Raw genomic sequence first — 20,159 nt, 5'->3', positions numbered from 1 at the left:
CCTGAGACATATACGTTTCAGTATAAAAACACAATATTATAAATTTCCTATGACAGCCGGCCAAAACTATCTTTTACTATCACTCGAAAATCATCAAATTTTTTGCACTCTAATAAACGTTTGGTCGATTTCTCTTTAACCAAATTAACAAATAAATTATAGATCCGCATAGCATCTTCATATTCATCTTTACTAATTGCCAATAAAAAGATGACATGTGCTATTTCGTTTTTATCCCACACAATGCCTTGTGGTGCAAGGATTGTAGTTACTACGGTTTTCTTTGCTAATAACCCTACAGAATGAGGGATGGCGATATTTTCACCCAACAAGGTTGATACGATTGCTTCTCTTTCTATTACTGACGGTAAAAAATCTGCATCAACATAACCACTTTTTTCAAGTTTTTGGCAAACTTTTTTAAAAAGTTCTTTTTGGGTAATAGGCTTATCTATAACCAGAAAAAACTTCTCGTCGAAAAAGCGTTCAATAATATAAGGCATGGTACGGTCAATCATCGCCAATCGACCTAATTGTTCCAATTGGTAAGGAGTAGGAAATGGGGCAATTTTTACAATTTGCTTATCTTTTTCAGTCAAACGAACAGTTGATACTACGAAATCTTCTTCAATTTGTGAAAGTTGTTCATATTCTCTATAAGAAAGGGTACGGTTGATTTTAATATGTGGAAAATCACGCTTAATTTTTGATTCAATCATACGTAAAGTTGCATTACCCAGTTCACTAACCAACAAAATTTGTGCAAATCGCTCATGACCGGAACTATAATTACGTTCTAAGGCAACACCAATATGAACCGCTAAGTAACTAATTTCGTCCTCTGTCATTTTCGATTCTGTATATTTTTCAGTATTGGTTAAGGCTGACAAAGTGATATCGTAAGCAAAGGGATAGTATTGTTTAATTTCATGTAATAGAGGATTTGTGGTGTGGATCTGATATTTAATCCTAGATAGCATTGATGAAATATGGATTAACATATCTTGACGTAATTTTTTATCTTGCCATAAATTATAATGATAAGAATCATTAATATAAGATAAAATATGTTCAACTAAAGCTAAGCTTTTTGTTTGATTTGGAGAATCCATGATGATGCGCGAAATAATTTGCACACATAAATAATTAAATTCTGCATCAGAAAGTACACTACCTAGAAAATAAGAAAATCCTTCAGAAATCTCTCGCGCGGCACCAATGATTGTACTGTCAATTTTATCCACTTGATATTCAAGAAGTTCGTGCCCTTGAGTAATACGGGTTATTGAAACTGCACAACTATAGACTAAATATCTTTGCCCTTCAGCATTTAATTTTAATTCAAAACGTTCAAATTGATTTTGTAGTATTTTTTCTAGATAAGTTAAATCAATGTCATTTAAAATAGTTTTCCTTAATCTATCGATAGCTAAAACATCTTCGGCCATATGGCGTTGCCATAAAATATCAGTTAAACATGCTCTAATTGACGATTCATCACCAATTAATCGCATTCCAGAGTAGGGACGGTTTTCAATTGACAAATTATATTTATCTAAGCACTGTTTAACTGCAAACACATCATTTTGTAAAGTGCTTCGACTTAAAAACCAATCACTAGCAATATCGTCTAATTTAACCGAATTTGATTGAGTTAAAAAGGCAATTAATAAAGCAGATACCCGTTCTTTACTTGATCTTGGTACTTGCTTTATTGATTGTGTAATAGGTAATTTAGCATAACGGTCGGGATCAGATATCTCAAGTTGATAACCGATATTTTTGGTATATGACACTTGTGCGCCATAATCCTTTAAGATATCGTTAAGTGCTGTTATATCAGTGCGAATTGTTCGAGTCGACACTGCAAAACGATTAGCTAACTCTTGCTGAGGTAATACTTCGCTTTTTATGGTATCAAATAAATAGGCTAATCGCTGAGAAGGAAACAGCACTTTAGATGTCATTTATTACCCTACGAGTCTTTGCGTAATTGCCAAAAGTTGTTTAACATCAGCTATTCTGGTAGCTCCCGTTGCTTTATCGATAATTGAACTATAAATATGTGGAATGATTTTTTTCACACCGGCATCTAATGCAATTTTCAAAATAGCTGCATAGTTATCTAAATCTATTCCTCCTGTTGGTTCAAGATAGAAATCATTTTCTGCACAACTTTTAGCTACATATTCAAATTCATTTTGATGTTTTAATCCCCCCATCGGAAAATATTTTATCGAACTGCCACCCATATCTTTTAATAAAGCAATAGCTGTCTCAACTGGTACAATTGCGGCAGTAGATTTAGAGCTTAATGGCCCAGTGGCGATATTAACTAAACCTACTTTTCCAGTTGGTGAGACTAACCCATTAATAACGGTTTCTTTTTGTCCTAACAGAGCCCTACTTGTGCCAACACCTGTAAAAACTTGGTTAATATGTTGCGGTTGCAGTTCCGCTGAAATTTCCGAAACCATCGTTGACTGATTCGGATCACCAGCACCCAATCCAACTGAAATTGCATTATCAATTGCCAAGGCATACTTTTTCATATCTGCAATTGCTGAACTATTATCTGCATAGTTTTTGGATAAAATACCCACAACTACGTGGGTTTGTGCCGCTTCATAAATTGCTTTTGCATTATCAATTGAATTTGCTAAAACATTTAAACAGACACGGTCATTGTAATAATTAGGTGTCAATTGCATTAGTTTGCTCCTTGAATAATTCTTTTAATTTTGTTGTAGATGATATCGAGTTGTTCGGCTGTCACACTACGCACGTCAGCATCTAATTTGCCTTCATTCGCTTTATATTCTCGAAAATAAACAGCTATTTCACCTTGTTTCATTAGATGTATCATTTCTGTGGCACTTTTACCTATAACTTTTGCATCAAACGATATTTCGGCTCTAGCAATATCTCGCCCTGCTCCATCCCAAACAACTCTAGCTGATATACCATCTATAGCATTTAATTTTTCAATAAATGGTGTCATTTTTGTGACCATTTGTTGACCAGTTTCTTGCCTTGGATCGGTAACATAAAGTTCAATAGCTTTAGTTAAGCCTAAAATACCTTCTTTACCGACTTTCATTGGTCGACCTATTCCTTGTGATTGCAGTTTTACCCACTCAACAAATTGTTGACGACCAATCACCAGACCACTCGTTGGACCTTCGATCGCTTTAGCACCACTATAAATAACTAAGTCAGCACCCTGTTGATAATAAGTTTGCAAATCTTCTTCCGCCGCCGCATCAACAATTAGTGGAATATTATACTTTTTAGCAATACTGGCCGCTTGCGTAACCGACAACATGCTCTTTTGAACACAGTGATGTGACTTAACATATAAAATAGCTGCCGTATCAGGATTAATTAACGATTCAATATGGTCTGGTTTGCACTCATTGGCATAACCGGCTTCAACTACAATACCGCCACCTAAACCAACCATTGTGCCTATTGGAGCGCCAAAATTAACGTTATGACCTTTAGGGACAATAATTTCTCGTGGCACATATTTATCTGATGCATGTAAATTGTACAATAGGTCAAGATCATCTTTAACAATGACCCCGGCAACGGCTTGTGCAATACCAGCTGATGCACATGACACCACGACGGCATTCTCAACATTTAACAAGTTAGCAATATATTGCCCTGTTTTATCTACTAAATCCTTTATTTCAAAATACTCATTTAAGCCTTTACAAACAGTATTAACTACTTCTGGTCTGGGTGTTGATACACCTAATATAGTCATACGGCCTGAAGCGTTAATTACTTTTTTTAAGTTGTATTTTTCATATATACTTTTTTCAGTTTGAGATTCTAAGCCCATTTTTACTACCTTCTTCTGTTATTTCAAAGAGTGCAGGATTTTCAGCTTTACCCGCGACAATACATGCTAAAGGAACAAATTGTTCATGACTCTGACGCACTTTACCTTCTGAATCCATCAATGAAATATCGGTTTGTTTTATATCAAAAATAGTGAGATCTGCATCATAACCAATCTCCAATTTACCTTTATTTTCAAGATGCAAAATTTGTGCTGCGTTTATGGTAACACTATCAATAATGCGTTGACGGCTATAACCTAGACAAATAAACTTAGTCATCACATTAGCTAAGCTAAATACCGGTCCTTGTAGACGATTTTTAGAATAAATATCAGAACTAATAGTATTTGGATAAATATCTAAACATTTAGCGCGTTCAGCTACAGCAAAACTAAAACTTTCACCGCCATGCCCAATATCTAAAATTACACCTCGCGCAATTGCACGTTTAATTGAATCACGAAGGTTATTTTGCTTATCAAAAATTTGATTCGGCTTACCATTAAAACAATGAGTAATGATATCACCAGCTGTTAATATATCGGCTATTTCATCAAGTTCTGGAGGATTATTTCCAACATGAATCATTAAAGGTAAACCACTCTTTTTTTGCATATCTTTAGCTTTAATTAACGGCAGAATTCCATTTTCACCAACAACACTACGACTCATTCGTACTTTAATACCTATAATAAAATTAGGATATTTAGTTAGTTTGTCATCAAATAAAGCTACATCTATGTCATTCATATCTGCAAGTTCATTCTGCCTAATCAAGCCAATTTTGGAAATGTTTAAGAAAGAATAAACATTGGTATTTGCTTGCTGTGCTAATTGATAAAACTCATCAATATCTAATGCACCTACACTGCCTGCATCAACAACCGATGCTACTCCAGATTTAACACCAATTAAATCTGGTTCATCATGGTAGATAGGTGAACGAGCAAAACAGTGAGTATGAGAATCAATCCACCCGGCACTGACATAATGTTTTGCATGAAGATCCAAAACTCGTTGCGATTGTTCAGTGATATTTTTATCAATCTTAACAATTTTTCCAAGATAAATAGCAATATCGGTAACCGAATCATTTATTAACTTGGCATTTTTTATAACTAAATCATACATAATTAGTTCCAAATCCTCTGTAATATAAGTGATTACAGAGGAACATTAGCATTATAGAATTGGGAAAATACCACCAAAGATCATTGCTCCTAAAATTGCACCACCCGTAATAGGTTTTTTCCAGACATAAAAGAGTAATGCACCAAGTAATGAGCCAATACCAATAGGAATGGAAGCAACCATAGCAGATAAAATAATCATTGGACCTAAAAATCTTCCTGAAGCATTACCGGCGCCCATCATTACATCGGCACCAAATGTTGAACCCCCACCACTATTAACTGTAAATTTACGAATGAGGATAATAATTAAACCAATTAATATTCCTAATACTAGACCGGTTACCAAAGCTACGATGAAGTTTTCAATCGGTAAAGTATAGCCACCAGCTAGTAATAATGCTGGCACACCTAAACCAATACCAGTTTGTAATGCTCCACCAATATCGAGTATTCCAACTAACGATCCTTCAATAACTCGCGCAAATAAAAAACTAGCGCCAAAAGCTGCAACAGCTCCATAATCACCTGTGGTCATGCCTGACTTAAGCATAGCAACAAAAGCAATTTCATTAAATGCGCCTATACCATAAACATAAAAAGTATGCGTTCCTGCAAAAATACCTGCCGATAATAATCCACAGATAATAGGGAATGACCAATCAGCATACCAAAAACTTTTATTGATAGTTGTTTCTGTATTCATAATTTATTCCCTTTATTATTTAAACCAATAAGATAGACCATCTCTAAAAGAATTGATCAACTTCATATCAAAACCACGGAAATATCCACTCAATACAAATAGGATAATTACTGCAACTAACATGATCTTCATCACCCGATTCCAACCACTATCATCTACACCTTTTCCGATCAAAATACCTAATACTAAGCCTGGAACCGCATTACCCATAATTAATTGAGCTAGCCCACCAAATAATGTTCCCCAAAAACCACTACGACGCCCGGCATCTAAAGCAGCCAACCAGAAAATTACTGGCATCACGGTGGCAACAAGTAAATTGGCTGCAGGGACTAATACTTTGGTTGCAGTAATTTTTAGTGAATCTGGTATAGCTGAAGTTGTTGTATTTAGAAATAACACAACAATCACGCCAACAAGCATACACGCAAATGCCATTTTTTTAGGATCATGTAATGTTTCTGCAAGATTTCGATTCTTTATCATCAGTAAGGATGCACCCCAGTTTGGTATGATACGGTGATCTACATCTTGTGTGAAAGAACCTGCAGCTACCGATGACGCCCAAGCATTAAAAAAGAAACCTAGCCCAAATGAAAAATGTGCTGCTGGATCTCCTTCACAGGAATTAAGTTCTCCCAAAGTACGGAACGCACCCATACCTTGATATGTTGGCGCATGAAACATACGAGCTGCTCCTGCACCGACCCCAAAACCACAAAGTCCACCAATAATAATAGACTTCAATGCAATAATTAGAATTTCCATAACTTTCCTTTTTTGTTACGTTATTTAGAGGTAAATTCAATGTTATTTAGATCAACAAAACTTACATCAACAGTCACATCAAGTGTGATTTCATAAAAGGTTCTTTTCCTTGGTAAAAAAATAAATAAAAAGCGTTCGGTAGTTATATTTTCAATAGCCGACACCACTAAAATATTAAGAGGTTCAATACGCAACATAATATTATGCGTATTTTTTAGGACCTCCTTTTGGACCTGATTTAAAGCTAGAGCAAATGCTCGCTGCTTAGAATCACCTTGCCCTTTTACCCTCACAACTAACTGCTGATTTTTTTTCATGCTGTTCTTCCATTTATTAACGAGGGTTCTTTTTTAGAAATGCTTTAGCAATACGTTGTCCTAATTCTTCAGTATCCATAAAACCAAAACCAAGCACTTTACAACCATCATTAATAGCTGTTTCACCTTCTTCAATAGATCGCATACCATGTCGTTGAGTATAACCATACTTATTTTGTGCTGTAATTGCTCCAGCACCACCACTACCACAAAAAGATAGCCCTAGATCGGCATTTTCTTTATTCATTACATCACCTAATTTCATATCAGCAGCCATACCTGGAATGACAATAGCTCGACAACCTTCTACAGAATTAATACCAGTTGCAATTTTTTGCCCTTTTCCCATTCTATCGCCGATGACAATGACAACTTCTGCCATAAAGTTTCTCCTATTAATTATTGTTTTTTAAAAGTTTAGTATTATTTTTAATTTGCTTTGGCCACTTCATAATGAACTGCCAATAAATAAGCCTCTTCCATTGGTAAGTTATCAAACAATTTCACAGTTTTACGTGCTAACTCTAAGGATTCTTCTGATATTTCTGCAAACAATGTCGGATCTACTTCTGGTATTTTTTCTAATGTTTTGGCTCTTTCAACCATAGCTTTAACATGTGAAAATAACATTGCTTTTTGTACTTCATCTTGAGTAATTTTATGTTCCGCTAACCAATTATTAATAATTTTAATAGTTTGTTCTGTTACTAATTCAGGTTTAAGGTTGTCTTCGATCATTCGAAATTTTATTTGTTTCATACTAAATACAATTTTTTTTGTTTTTTAAGATTACTTAAGCGTAAATTAAACATGAACTGATGTGGATAGAGACTTTTTCCATCACCAACAGGAAATTTATTATAAATTGGGTTAAATACTGTAATAAGTTAGAATTGTATTAATGAATATCGCAGTTTATTGGATATAATCAATTTTTAATTTTGTGATTTGGATCATAAAATGAAGTATAAATAAGCATATAGATACACAATAAAATTACTATTTTTACTACTTAATTGACACATTTAATCAATAAAAATGAATTCATTGTGATTCAATAATAGAAAAAAAGTGAATAATCTCAACAAAAATATAATTAAGAATAAAATCACTAAGTTTAAAATTAACTATTTTTTAATTTACCAGCTACCCGATGCACCGCCGCCGCCGCTACGACCACCGCCTCCACCACTAAAGCTATCAGAGCCACTACTGGAACCTCCGCCAAAACTACCACCAGAAAAATGATCATTATCATCATTACGATTACTTCGTGCTTTGGTTAAAAAAAGAAACCCATAGATTAATAAACATATAATCGCACTTGAAATAACATTCATTAGTAAAATTTCTGGTTGTTCGAATAATGAATAGCCGTTCCATAATTCGAATCCAGTCATAGAAATACCATTCAATATTCCAGTAGCCAATACCCGTTTAACTAAAGTTGCAAATACAAAGCGAGCAAAGATAAAACAGACAATAAAAGATAAACCAACCCATTGAGAATAATCTTCAGCATATTTATCCGCTTTAAGATCATCAATCCGACTTTGTTCTTGTTCTTCGGAGTTGGCTAAGGCTTTTTTCAATGCAATAATGGCATTATTGATACCTTGATAATAATTATTTTGTTTAAACTGTGGGGTTAATTGTTCTCGAATAATATGGCTAGCTACTAAATCCGTAATCGTGCCTTCCAATCCATAACCAACTTCAATACGCATTCGCCTGTCATCCTTGGCAATCAGTAATAAAATGCCATTATCCAGACCTTTTCTACCTATACCCCATGTTCTAAACACTCGTTCAGCATATTGTTCAATGGTTTCATTATCGAGTTTAGCAGTCATTAATACTATAATTTGGGCGCCATCTGTTCTTGTTTTTTCAAATTCGGTTATACTTAACTCTAAATTAAGTAGTTGCGTTGAGGTTAATGTATTAGTTGTATCAATAACCCGCTGGTGCAAAGCAGGAATATCAGTTAAGCCGTAGCTACACCAGCTGATTATTAACAGAAAACTAATTGCCAAATACCTTTTCATTAACTTTACTGCCCAAAACTAACTGCAGGCGCATCCGATATTTGTTTTTCATTATCGACAGTAAATTGTTGCTTCGGTTGCTGACCTAACATGTCTGCTACCCATTTAGTTGGTAACTTACGAATATAGGTGTTAAAAGCTTGCACTGTTTCAATGTACCGACCACGAGCAACGGTGATACGATTTTCGGTGCCTTCTAGTTGGCTCATTAGATCTTGAAAGAGATTATCGGCTTGAAGTTTTGGATAATTTTCACTAACCGCAATTAGGTGACTTAAAGCAGTACTTAATTCAGATTGTGCCTGTTGGAACTTCGCAAATATTGTAGGATCCGAAAGCTGTTCTGCATTAATCTGAATAGAACCGACTTTAGCTCGTGCTTCAGTTACTTCGGTTAGCACTGTTTTTTCGTGTTCAGCATAACCTTTTACGGTATTAACTAAATTAGGAACTAGATCAGCACGACGTTTATACTGGTTAAGTACTTCAGCCCATGACGCCGCTACTTTTTCGTCTTGAGTTTGAATATTGTTATAGTTATTGAAAAAAACAAATGCACCCACAATAACTAACGCAAGAAGGATATAAATTGGTTTTAATTTCATGGTAAGCCCTAATAGTTAATAAATTATTAAGCAGTTTAAGGAAAGATAAATAATTATATCAAGATTTAATTAAATTTATCATTCCTCTGTCCCAGTATTTCTAAATCTAAAACAAACTATTTCTTATTAATTTTAAAACTGATGAGAATATAGTCTGTTTTCAACTTTAAGCACATTGTGAATATACAAAACAGCTAAGACCATTTGTAATACAATATCAGTTCAATTTATCATGTTTAAACTCTTGATCTTCCACCCAACATTCCGTTTCAAAGCCAAACTCTTTGGAGACAAATTTAGCACCATTGGTTTTACGATAATGCGCCATAGCTTTTAAAACAAAAGGTAACCCAAGAAGCAATAATGGGATATTTAGATAGACCATAATGATATTCATTAAATCTGAGATATACCATAAATTACCCAATTCAAGTCCGGCTAAAATTGTTAACGCCCCAAAAGGAACAAAGATAAGTGATCCCAAAATACGAATCACCAAAATAAAACGGTATTTTTTGGAAATAAAATTTGCTGAAATTTCGGCGAATGAAATCATTCCGAGTAAGGTAGTAAAAGCAAATAGTCCATAGCAGGTACACATAATAATTTCAACAGCTGTTGCGATACCATTAGGGGCAAGCTCTTTAACTGAAGTAAGATAGAGACCAATTTTAGATGCGCGCACGGATTCCCACATGGCTCCATCAGTGTATCCGGTCCAAACGTGTGCCATGACTACAATAAAACCTGTCGCTGTACAAATTACCATGGTGTCAAAAAAGACACCAAAACTTTGAACTAAGCCTTGTTCACAAGGGTGACGGTTATTGGCAACTGCTGCTGCCATAGTAATGGTACCCTGTCCGGCTTCATTTGACATCAATCCCCGCTTAACACCTTGAGCTAACGCCGTGCCAATTGTTCCTCCGAAAATTGCATGAGGTAAAAACGCACCCACAATTACTTCCTTAAAAAAATAGGGAATAAGTGGAAAATTAATCAAAATAATAATAACTGACATTCCACAAAAGATAATTGCTTTAAGTGGCACTAGCAGATCCGAGTATGCCACTACCCGACGAATACCACCAAAAATAATAAAAGCGCAAGTAATTACAAGTAAAGCAGCAATGGTATAATAGAGCGTTGATTGACGACTATACACTTCACCAGTAGCAGCTTCAGCAATAGCACCAATCGCAGAAAACACATTGAAAGTTTGTGCCGGAATATTGAAAAGTGCATAGAAAATGAATAAACACGATAAAAAGATACCGACAAAACGTTTATTACCTAGAATTCGTTTACCATAAAAAGGTAATCCGCCTACATATTCATCGTTTTTCTTCTCTTTAAAAAGCTGTGCTAATACGGATTCCATAAAAGCTGATGCCATACCAAAAAAAGCGGCAATCCACATCCAAAATAGAGCGCCTGGACCACCAATCGAGATAGCCCCAGTGATCCCAACAATATTTCCTGGGCCCGCTCGCATTGCAAGACCTAGCATAAATGAACCAATGGCACTAATGCCTTGTTTTGATGGTTGCCTTGCTAACATAATTTTAATTGCCGGGCGAAAACTCAAACTTTGAATAAATTTGGTCCGAATCGTAAAGTAAATGCCGACACCAATTAATAAAATAACAGGAAAAGAAAATTGCCCTAGAATCGGAATTTCTCGATACCAAGTTAAATTAGTTGGAAAATCCCAAATTGCATCAGTAATAGGCGCTAGGAAGGCAAAAAACTGATTAATAAAATTAAATATCTCGTCCACTTATATCCCTTATTATTTTTATAAATGATACCCAAAATAATTCTTATTAATGAATATTACAAAATGACATCAAAAAACTCTAGTTCAGCTGGTTCAAAGTAAATATCTCTATTATTTGGCCGACTACTGGTATTTCTATGTGTTGCATGAAACTGTTCAGAATTTACCCACGCTTCAAAATCTGCTTTGGTTTCCCACTCAGCAAATGATGAAAATAAAGTATATTCTTGTTCTGTTTTTCCTTGTAAAAAATAAAAGCGATTAAAACCTTTCATTTCATTCAAATGTGTTTCGCGGTTACGCCATATTTCAATAAAAGCATCCTCACTACCACGTTTAATTTTAAAGCGATTCATGACAATATACATACAAATCTCCTTTTGATATACAAATAATAGACAAAAAAATAGCACGTCTATGCGTGCTATTTTATAAACAAAACCTGAGTTAGGTCTATTGATTTTCATCAGCAGAATTTAGTAACTCAGCCAAATTAGCTGTTGCTTCCTCTGCCGAAATAGTTGATTGCTGTTCATCATTAGATGGCATTGTTCGTTTACGTAAACGTTCTTTATGGTAAGCATAACCTGTACCCGCTGGGATTAAGCGACCAACAATTACGTTTTCTTTCAATCCACGTAATTCGTCGGCTTTACCTGCAACCGCGGCTTCAGTTAACACACGAGTCGTTTCTTGGAATGATGCCGCAGAGATAAACGATTCAGTTGTTAATGATGCTTTAGTTATACCTAATAAATCATGCAAGTAAACAATTGGCTCTTTACCTTGTGCTTCAAGTTCACGATTAATAATCTTCAAGCGTGAAACTTCAAGTTGCTCACCGTCAAGTAAACGAGAACCACCCGGATGAATAACCGTTGCTTTACGTAACATTTGACGAACAATAACTTCAATGTGTTTATCGTTAATTTTTACACCTTGTAGACGATAAACTTCTTGAACTTCGTTAACAATATAACGAGTTACTGCATTCACACCACGTAAGCGTAAAATGTCATGTGCTGATTCAGGACCATCAGAAATCACGTCACCACGACCAACTTGTTCACCTTCAAATACGTTAAGTTGACGCCATTTCGGAATCATCTCTTCGTATGGTTCACTACCATCTAAAGGAGTGATAATTAAGCGACGTTTGCCTTTAGTTTCTTTACCAAATGAGATAATACCGTCAATTTCTGCAAGAATTGCCGGTTCTTTCGGTTTACGCGCTTCAAACAAGTCAGCAACTCGTGGTAAACCACCGGTAATATCTTTAGTACCAACAGATGCTTGCGGTATACGCGCAAGAGTATCACCGACGTTGATTTCAGCACCATCTTCTAACTGTACTAATGCTTTACCTGGTAAAAAGTATTGTGCTAGCATTTCTGAACCAGGAACGTAAACATCTTTACCTTTGGCATCGACAATTTTGATTGCCGGACGTAAATCTTTACCAACACCTGTACGCTCAGCCACGTCTAATATAGCGATAGATGATAAGCCAGTTAATTCGTCAGTTTGACGGGTTATAGTTTGACCATCAACCATATCTACAAAGCGAACAAAACCTTTGGCTTCAGAGATAACTGGCATAGTATGTGGATCCCAGTTAGCAATGGTTTCTCCAGCATTAACCGCGACGCCATTACCTTTAGTCAAGATCGAACCATAAGGAACTTTATAAGTCTCTTTCATTCGACCAAGATCATCGATAATAGTCAATTCCGCATTACGTGAAGTAATAACTAATTTCTTATCTGGGTTAATCACAAATTTAGCATTAGCTAATTTAATACTACCTTTATTTTTAACCTGAATACTGGATTCAGCAGCCGCTCTAGACGCCGCACCACCAATATGGAACGTACGCATGGTTAACTGTGTACCTGGTTCGCCGATTGATTGCGCAGCAATAACACCGATGGCTTCACCTTTATTCACCAAGTGACCACGAGCTAAGTCACGACCATAACATTTAGCACAAACACCAAAATCAGTATCACAAGACACTACAGAGCGAACTTTTACACTGTCAATAGATTCGGCTTCAAGTAAGTCACAGTATCCTTCATCAAGTAAGGTATTGCGTGGGATTAAAACATCAGCACTGCCTGGTTTTAACACATCTTCAGCAGTGACTCGTCCTAATACGCGTTCACGTAAAGGTTCTTTAACATCACCACCTTCAATAACTGGTGTCATTACCACACCTTCTAAAGTGCCACAGTCATCTTCAATAACTACTAAATCTTGGGCTACGTCAACTAAACGACGGGTTAAATAACCAGAGTTAGCTGTTTTTAATGCTGTATCAGCAAGACCTTTACGCGCACCATGAGTTGAAATGAAGTACTGAAGTACGTTCAATCCTTCACGGAAGTTTGCTGTGATAGGTGTTTCAATAATAGAACCATCTGGTTTCGCCATCAAACCACGCATACCTGCTAACTGACGAATCTGAGCAGCAGAACCACGAGCACCAGAGTCGGCCATCATATAAATGCTATTGAAAGAAGATTGAACTTCTTCTTTACCTTCACGGTTGATTACTTTCTCGGTTGATAAGTTATCCATCATCGCTTTAGCAACACGTTCATTGGCTGCCGCCCAAATATCGATAACTTTGTTATAACGTTCACCAGCCGTAACTAAACCAGATTGGAATTGTTCCTGAATTTCAGCAACTTCAATTTCAGCTTCATTGATGATCTGTATTTTTTTCGCAGGAATTTCCATATCATCAATACCAACCGATACCCCAGAACGTGCTGCATAAGCAAACCCGGTATACATAATTTGGTCAGCCAAAATAACAGTTTCTTTCATACCCAATTGGCGATAACAGATATTTAAGATCCGTGAAATGGCTTTTTTACCGAGTGGTTGGTTAATTACTGAGAAGTTCATACCTTTCGGCATGATTAGCCATAAAATAGCTCGGCCAACAGTGGTATCAATCACTGATGTTGTTTCTTCCCATTCGCCAACAGCATTACGATGATTTTCAGTAATACGTACTTTAACTTTTGCATGCAACTCTACCAACCCCAAGCGATATAGTTTTTCCGCTTCTTTCGGACCGGTTAGGATCATGCCTTCACCTTTAGCATTAATTTTATCACGAGTCATATAATAAAGACCTAATACCACATCCTGTGAAGGCACGATAATAGGCTCACCACTCGCAGGTGAAAGAATGTTATTAGTTGACATCATTAACGCCCGCGCTTCTAATTGTGCTTCTAGAGTTAATGGTACGTGAACTGCCATTTGGTCACCATCGAAGTCAGCATTAAATGCCGCACACACTAATGGATGTAATTGAATCGCTTTACCTTCAATTAAGATTGGTTCAAACGCTTGAATACCTAATCTATGTAACGTTGGTGCACGGTTAAGCAATACAGGATGTTCACGGATGACTTCATCTAAAATATCCCAAACTATTGCATCTTCACGTTCAACCATTTTTTTAGCTGCTTTAATGGTTGTGGCATAACCACGACGTTCCAATTTGCCATAAATAAATGGTTTGAATAATTCCAGCGCCATTTTTTTCGGTAAACCACATTGGTGTAGTCGTAAGTATGGCCCCACTGTAATTACTGAACGGCCTGAATAATCAACACGTTTTCCTAATAAGTTTTGACGGAAACGACCTTGCTTACCTTTAATCATATCGGCAAGTGATTTTAATGGTCGTTTGTTTGAACCAGTGATTGCTCGACCACGGCGACCATTATCTAATAAGGCATCAACAGATTCTTGTAACATACGTTTTTCGTTACGTACGATAATATCTGGTGCAGCTAGATCTAATAAACGTTTTAAACGGTTATTACGGTTAATTACCCGACGATAAAGGTCATTCAAATCTGAGGTTGCAAAACGGCCACCATCAAGTGGCACTAATGGACGTAAATCAGGTGGCAACACCGGTAATACATTTAAAATCATCCATTCAGGTTTATTTTCTGATTGGATAAATGCTTCAATGATCTTAATGCGTTTGGTTAATTTCTTGCGTTTAGTTTCTGAATTCGTGGTAGCTAGTTCATCACGTAGTATTTCACATTCAGACTGTACATCAATATTACACAATAATTCTTGAATAGCTTCCGCACCCATACGTGCATCAAACTCATCACCAAACTCTTCTAACGCATCTAAATACTGTTCTTCAGTTAAAATCTGACCACGTTCTAAATTAGTCATACCACCATCTAGAACCATAAATGATTCAAAATAAAGTACGCGTTCAATATCACGTAGTGGCATATCAAGTAATAAACCAATTCGAGATGGTAATGATTTTAAAAACCAAATATGTGCAGTAGGTGATGCAAGTTCGATATGCCCCATACGTTCACGACGTACTTTGGCTTGAGTAACTTCAACACCACATTTTTCACAGATCACACCACGATGTTTTAAACGTTTATATTTTCCACATAAACATTCATAATCTTTAACAGGTCCGAAAATACGCGCACAGAACAAACCATCACGTTCAGGTTTAAACGTACGATAGTTGATTGTTTCTGGTTTTTTAACTTCCCCAAAAGACCATGATCGAATCATATCTGGAGAGGCAAGGCCTATCTTGATAGCATCAAAATCTTCAGTTTTTGTTTGTGCTTTTAGAAACTTAAGTAAGTCTTTCACAATTGGCTCCTATGGAGTTAAACCAATTAGATAACTTATTATTGCTAATAAGTTATCCCTATAAATAGAAATCATTTAGAATTAGTCAAAGATTACTCTTCATCCAATTCTATATTAATACCAAGCGAACGAATTTCTTTTAATAGTACATTAAATGATTCCGGAATCGCTGGTTCCATACGATGATCCCCATCTACAATATTTTTATACATCTTAGTACGGCCATTTACGTCATCTGATTTAACCGTTAACATTTCTTGTAAGGTATAAGCAGCACCATATGCTTCTAGTGCCCACACTTCCATCTCACCGAAACGTTGACCACCAAATTGAGCTTTACCACCCAATGGTTGTTGAGTAACCAGACTGTATGACCCAGTAGAACGGGCATGCATTTTATCATCAACTAAGTGATTTAATTTCAACATGTACATGTAACCAACTGTTACCGGACGTTCAAATTGTTCACCAGTACGGCCATCATACAAAGTAATTTGACCAGACGTTGGTAAATCACCAAGCTCTAATAATGATTTTATTTCTTGCTCTTTAGCGCCATCAAATACTGGTGTTGCAAGTGGCATACCATTACGTAAGTTTTGTGCTAAAGTCATGACTTCTTGGTCAGTAAATTCAGCCACATTAACTTTTTGTGCAGCCCCCAATCCAAGATCATACGCTTTTTGAATAAATTCACGTAATTTAGCTAGTTCTTGCTGTTCTTTTAACATTGCATCGATCTTTTGACCAATACCTTTAGCCGCCATACCTAAGTGTGTTTCTAGAACCTGTCCAATATTCATACGAGACGGAACACCTAATGGATTTAAAACGATATCTACCGGGCGACCTTTATCATCATATGGCATATCTTCAATTGGATTAATTTTAGAAATAACCCCTTTATTACCATGACGACCAGCCATTTTATCACCTGGTTGAATTTGGCGTTTCACAGCTAAATAAACTTTAACAATTTTGAGTACACCAGGTTGCAAATCATCACCTTGTGTAATTTTAATGCGTTTTGCTTCAAGTTTTTTGTTAAAGTCAGCTTTAATTTCTTCATATTGTTCAGCTAGTTGTTCTAACTGAGCTTGTTTATCTTCTTTTGCAATACCAATAGTTAGCCATTTTTCATGTGGCAAAGCATCTAATTTATCAGCTTTAATTCCACCCGATATTAGTACATCACGGATGCGAGCAAATAACGCTGCTTCTAAGATTTTTAACTCTTCAGTTAAATCTTTTCGTGCTTGTTTAAGTTGCATATCTTCAATTTCTAGTGCACGTTTATCTTTTTGTACACCATCACGAGTGAAGACTTGCACATCAATAACTGTACCAGAAACACCATTTGGTACACGCAATGAAGTATCTTTAACATCAGATGCTTTTTCACCAAAAATAGCGCGGAGTAATTTTTCTTCTGGAGTTAATTGAGTTTCACCCTTTGGTGTCACCTTACCAACTAGAATATCACCGCCTTTAACTTCAGCACCAATATAAACAATGCCTGATTCATCCAGTTTAGAAAGTGCTGCTTCACCGACATTTGGAATATCAGCAGTAATCTCTTCTGCACCTAACTTAGTATCACGAGAAATACATGATAGTTCTTGAATATGAATTGAGGTAAAACGGTCATCTTGAACTACTTTTTCAGAAACTAAAATAGAATCCTCAAAGTTATAACCATTCCACGGCATAAATGCCACACGCATGTTTTGCCCTAATGCCAATTCACCTAAGTCAGTTGAAGGACCATCTGCAAGTACATCACCTCGTTCAACCTTTTCACCTAATTCCACACACGGAATTTGATTAATACAAGTATTTTGGTTAGAGCGGGTATACTTAGTTAAATTGTAAATATCAATACCTGTTTCACCAGCATATATTTCATCAGCATTTACATTCACCACAATACGTGAAGCATCCACATATTGTACAGTACCACCTCTGCGAGCAACTGCAGTTACACCAGAATCAACCGCTACCGCACGTTCCATACCAGTACCAACAAACGGTTTTTCCGCTTTTAAGGTTGGAACGGCTTGACGTTGCATGTTAGCACCCATTAGGGCACGGTTAGCATCATCATGCTCTAAGAATGGAATTAAAGAAGCACCAACAGATACAATTTGTTGTGTGGATACATCCATATAATGAACTTGTTCTGGACTATATAAACCTGACTCACCGTTCAAACGACATGTCACTAATTCTTCTTTGAAGCGACCATTATCGTCTAAGTTTGAGTTAGCCTGCGCTATAACAAATTCACTTTCATCAATTGCAGATAAATAGTTAATTTCATCGGTAACCACACCATCGATAACACGACGGTATGGTGTTTCTAAAAATCCATACTCATTCGTACGCGCATAAACAGCTAATGAGTTAATCAAACCAATGTTTGGACCTTCAGGTGTTTCAATTGGGCATACTCGACCATAATGCGTAGGGTGTACGTCACGCACCTCAAATCCAGCACGTTCGCGTGTTAAACCACCAGGACCTAATGCCGAAATACGACGTTTATGCGTAATTTCAGATAATGGATTGTTTTGATCCATGAACTGCGATAATTGGCTTGAACCAAAGAATTCACGAATTGCCGCTGAAATCGGTTTGGCGTTAATCATATCTTGTGGCATTAATGCATCAAGATCGCCTAAAGATAAACGTTCTTTTACTGCTCGCTCTACGCGAACCAAACCAATACGGAATTGGTTTTCAGCCATTTCACCAACACTACGGATACGACGATTACCTAAATGGTCAATATCATCCACTTCACCATGACCATTACGGATGGCAATTAACTTCTTCATTACATCGACGATATCGCCTTTGGTCAAGACGCTCTCACCTTCAATATCATCACGACCTAAAGAACGATTGAACTTCATTCGGCCTACTGCTGATAAATCATAACGTTCATCAGAGAAGAATAAATTATCAAATAACGCTTCTGCCGCTTCTTTTGTTGGTGGTTCACCTGGACGCATCATTCGATAAATTTCAACTAATGCGCCTAATCGGTCTCGAGTTGAATCAACATTTAATGTTTCAGAAATAAAAGAACCATGATCTAGATCATTGGTAAATAATGTTTCAATTTTTTTATGACCAGCATTGGTTAATTCTACCAATAACTCTAAAGAAATAGGGGTATTAGCTAATGCTACAACTTCGCCTGTTTCCGCATTAGCATAATTTTTAGCTAGTACTTTATTGACAATGTATTCAACTGGCACATCGATTTTGGTAATTTTATCTTTTTCTAATTCACGAATATGACGAGCTGTAATACGACGACCTTTTTCAGCGTAAACTTTACCTTTAGCTTCAATATCAAATAATGCGGTTTCACCACGTAAACGCTCTGGAACAAGTTCCATTTTTAATTTGGATTTACCAACTTCAAAATTAGTTTTTTCAAAGAAAATATCTAAAATTTCTTCAGTATCATAACCTAGAGCTCGTAAAATAATTGTTGCTGGTAGCTTACGACGGCGGTCGATACGTGCAAAAAGGTTATCTTTTGGATCAAATTCAAAATCAAGCCAAGAACCACGATAAGGTATAATCCGAGCATTGTATAATACTTTACCAGAAGAGTGTGTTTTACCTTTATCACTATCAAAGAACACACCAGGACTACGATGTAATTGTGATACGATTACACGTTCAGTACCATTAATCACAAAGGTTCCATTGTCCGTCATTAAAGGAATCTCGCCCATATAGACGTCTTGTTCTTTAATATCTTTTACTGTTCCTTCTGGCGCATCCTTATCATAAATTACTAAACGTAATTTAACGCGCAACGGTGCTGAGTATGTGATTCCTCTAATTTGACATTCCTTTACATCAAACACAGGTTCGCCCATTTTAAAGCTCACGTATTGTAACTCAGCATTACCACTATAACTTTTTATCGGAAATATTGAACGAAAAGCGGCTTCTAAACCATATTGGCCTTCAGGATCTTGCTCAATAAATTTCTGGAACGAATCAAGTTGAATAGAAAGAAGATACGGTATATCCAAGACTTGTGGACGCTTACCAAAATTCTTACGAATTCGTTTTTTCTCGGTATAAGAGTAAACCATTAGTTCCTCAACTTGCTTATCTGCTATATTAGCATGATTAAATATTCATCAGGGATATTATTAATTAAATAATAACACCTGACACCTCATCGAAAATATCTATAAATATCAATTGATTAGGTTTAATAAATATACTATTTCTTTATTGCTTTTTATTAATAG

15 protein-coding genes are annotated in these 20,159 nt (G+C 36.2%); all 15 read right to left on the bottom strand.

What is annotated here, in order from left to right; translation table 11 throughout:
• Positions 1–47 precede the first annotated feature (47 nt).
• The 15 genes from A9G13_RS09475 to rpoB all read right to left on the bottom strand — a co-directional run bounded on the left by A9G13_RS09475 (position 48) and on the right by rpoB (position 19,997).
• Positions 48–1,967, bottom strand: coding sequence for a BglG family transcription antiterminator (locus tag A9G13_RS09475; protein WP_065557367.1), 1,920 nt, complete (start codon positions 1,965–1,967; stop codon positions 48–50).
• A 3-nt stretch (positions 1,968–1,970) separates the two neighbouring features.
• On the bottom strand, positions 1,971–2,711 hold the full coding sequence (gene dagF, locus A9G13_RS09470; protein WP_065557366.1) for a 2-dehydro-3-deoxy-phosphogluconate aldolase: 741 nt from the start codon (positions 2,709–2,711) through the stop codon (positions 1,971–1,973).
• A complete protein-coding gene (locus A9G13_RS09465; RefSeq protein WP_065557365.1) occupies positions 2,711–3,850 on the bottom strand; it encodes a DgaE family pyridoxal phosphate-dependent ammonia lyase in 1,140 nt (379 codons plus the stop codon). Before A9G13_RS09465 ends, dagF begins: the two co-directional genes overlap by 1 nt.
• Positions 3,828–4,982, bottom strand: a complete 1,155-nt coding sequence (locus A9G13_RS09460; protein WP_065557364.1) for an amidohydrolase/deacetylase family metallohydrolase — start codon at positions 4,980–4,982, stop codon at positions 3,828–3,830. Before A9G13_RS09460 ends, A9G13_RS09465 begins: the two co-directional genes overlap by 23 nt.
• Positions 4,983–5,033: 51 nt before the next feature.
• Positions 5,034–5,687: a DUF4310 family protein gene (locus tag A9G13_RS09455; protein ID WP_065557363.1), complete on the bottom strand. Its 654-nt coding sequence runs from the start codon at positions 5,685–5,687 to the stop codon at positions 5,034–5,036.
• 15 nt (positions 5,688–5,702) lie between these two features.
• Positions 5,703–6,455 carry a DUF4311 domain-containing protein gene (locus A9G13_RS09450; protein WP_065557362.1) on the bottom strand — a complete coding sequence of 251 codons (753 nt, stop codon included), beginning with the start codon at positions 6,453–6,455 and terminating at the stop codon, positions 5,703–5,705.
• A 20-nt stretch (positions 6,456–6,475) separates the two neighbouring features.
• On the bottom strand, positions 6,476–6,772 hold the full coding sequence (locus A9G13_RS09445) for a DUF4312 family protein (RefSeq protein ID WP_065557361.1): 297 nt from the start codon (positions 6,770–6,772) through the stop codon (positions 6,476–6,478).
• Positions 6,773–6,788: 16 nt separating this feature from the next.
• Entirely contained in the window at positions 6,789–7,154 is a 366-nt protein-coding gene (locus A9G13_RS09440; RefSeq protein ID WP_065557360.1) for an SFCGS family glycine-rich protein, read from the bottom strand.
• A gap of 47 nt (positions 7,155–7,201) precedes the next feature.
• Positions 7,202–7,510, bottom strand: coding sequence for a PRD domain-containing protein (locus tag A9G13_RS09435; RefSeq protein WP_081301231.1), 309 nt, complete (start codon positions 7,508–7,510; stop codon positions 7,202–7,204).
• Positions 7,511–7,911: 401 nt separating this feature from the next.
• The gene (locus tag A9G13_RS09430) at positions 7,912–8,820 is read right to left on the bottom strand and encodes a TPM domain-containing protein (protein ID WP_081301223.1); all 909 of its coding nucleotides are present in this window, start codon (positions 8,818–8,820) and stop codon (positions 7,912–7,914) included.
• A gap of 5 nt (positions 8,821–8,825) precedes the next feature.
• Positions 8,826–9,425: a LemA family protein gene (locus tag A9G13_RS09425; protein WP_065557357.1), complete on the bottom strand. Its 600-nt coding sequence runs from the start codon at positions 9,423–9,425 to the stop codon at positions 8,826–8,828.
• A 217-nt stretch (positions 9,426–9,642) separates the two neighbouring features.
• The gene (locus A9G13_RS09420; protein WP_065557356.1) at positions 9,643–11,205 is read right to left on the bottom strand and encodes an alanine/glycine:cation symporter family protein; all 1,563 of its coding nucleotides are present in this window, start codon (positions 11,203–11,205) and stop codon (positions 9,643–9,645) included.
• Between the two features lie 56 nt (positions 11,206–11,261).
• Positions 11,262–11,573, bottom strand: a complete 312-nt coding sequence (locus tag A9G13_RS09415) for an antibiotic biosynthesis monooxygenase family protein (RefSeq protein WP_065557355.1) — start codon at positions 11,571–11,573, stop codon at positions 11,262–11,264.
• An 85-nt stretch (positions 11,574–11,658) separates the two neighbouring features.
• Positions 11,659–15,876 (bottom strand): DNA-directed RNA polymerase subunit beta', encoded by a 4,218-nt coding sequence (gene rpoC, locus A9G13_RS09410; RefSeq protein ID WP_065557354.1) that lies wholly within the window; start codon positions 15,874–15,876, stop codon positions 11,659–11,661.
• 92 nt (positions 15,877–15,968) lie between these two features.
• Positions 15,969–19,997: a DNA-directed RNA polymerase subunit beta gene (gene rpoB / locus A9G13_RS09405; RefSeq protein ID WP_065557353.1), complete on the bottom strand. Its 4,029-nt coding sequence runs from the start codon at positions 19,995–19,997 to the stop codon at positions 15,969–15,971.
• Between the last annotated feature and the right edge of the window lie 162 nt (positions 19,998–20,159).

This window comes from Gilliamella sp. wkB178, from assembly GCF_001690705.1.
In the GTDB taxonomy this organism is placed as follows: domain Bacteria; phylum Pseudomonadota; class Gammaproteobacteria; order Enterobacterales; family Orbaceae; genus Gilliamella; species Gilliamella apicola_K.
This window is presented reverse-complemented; position numbering and strand designations above follow the sequence as displayed.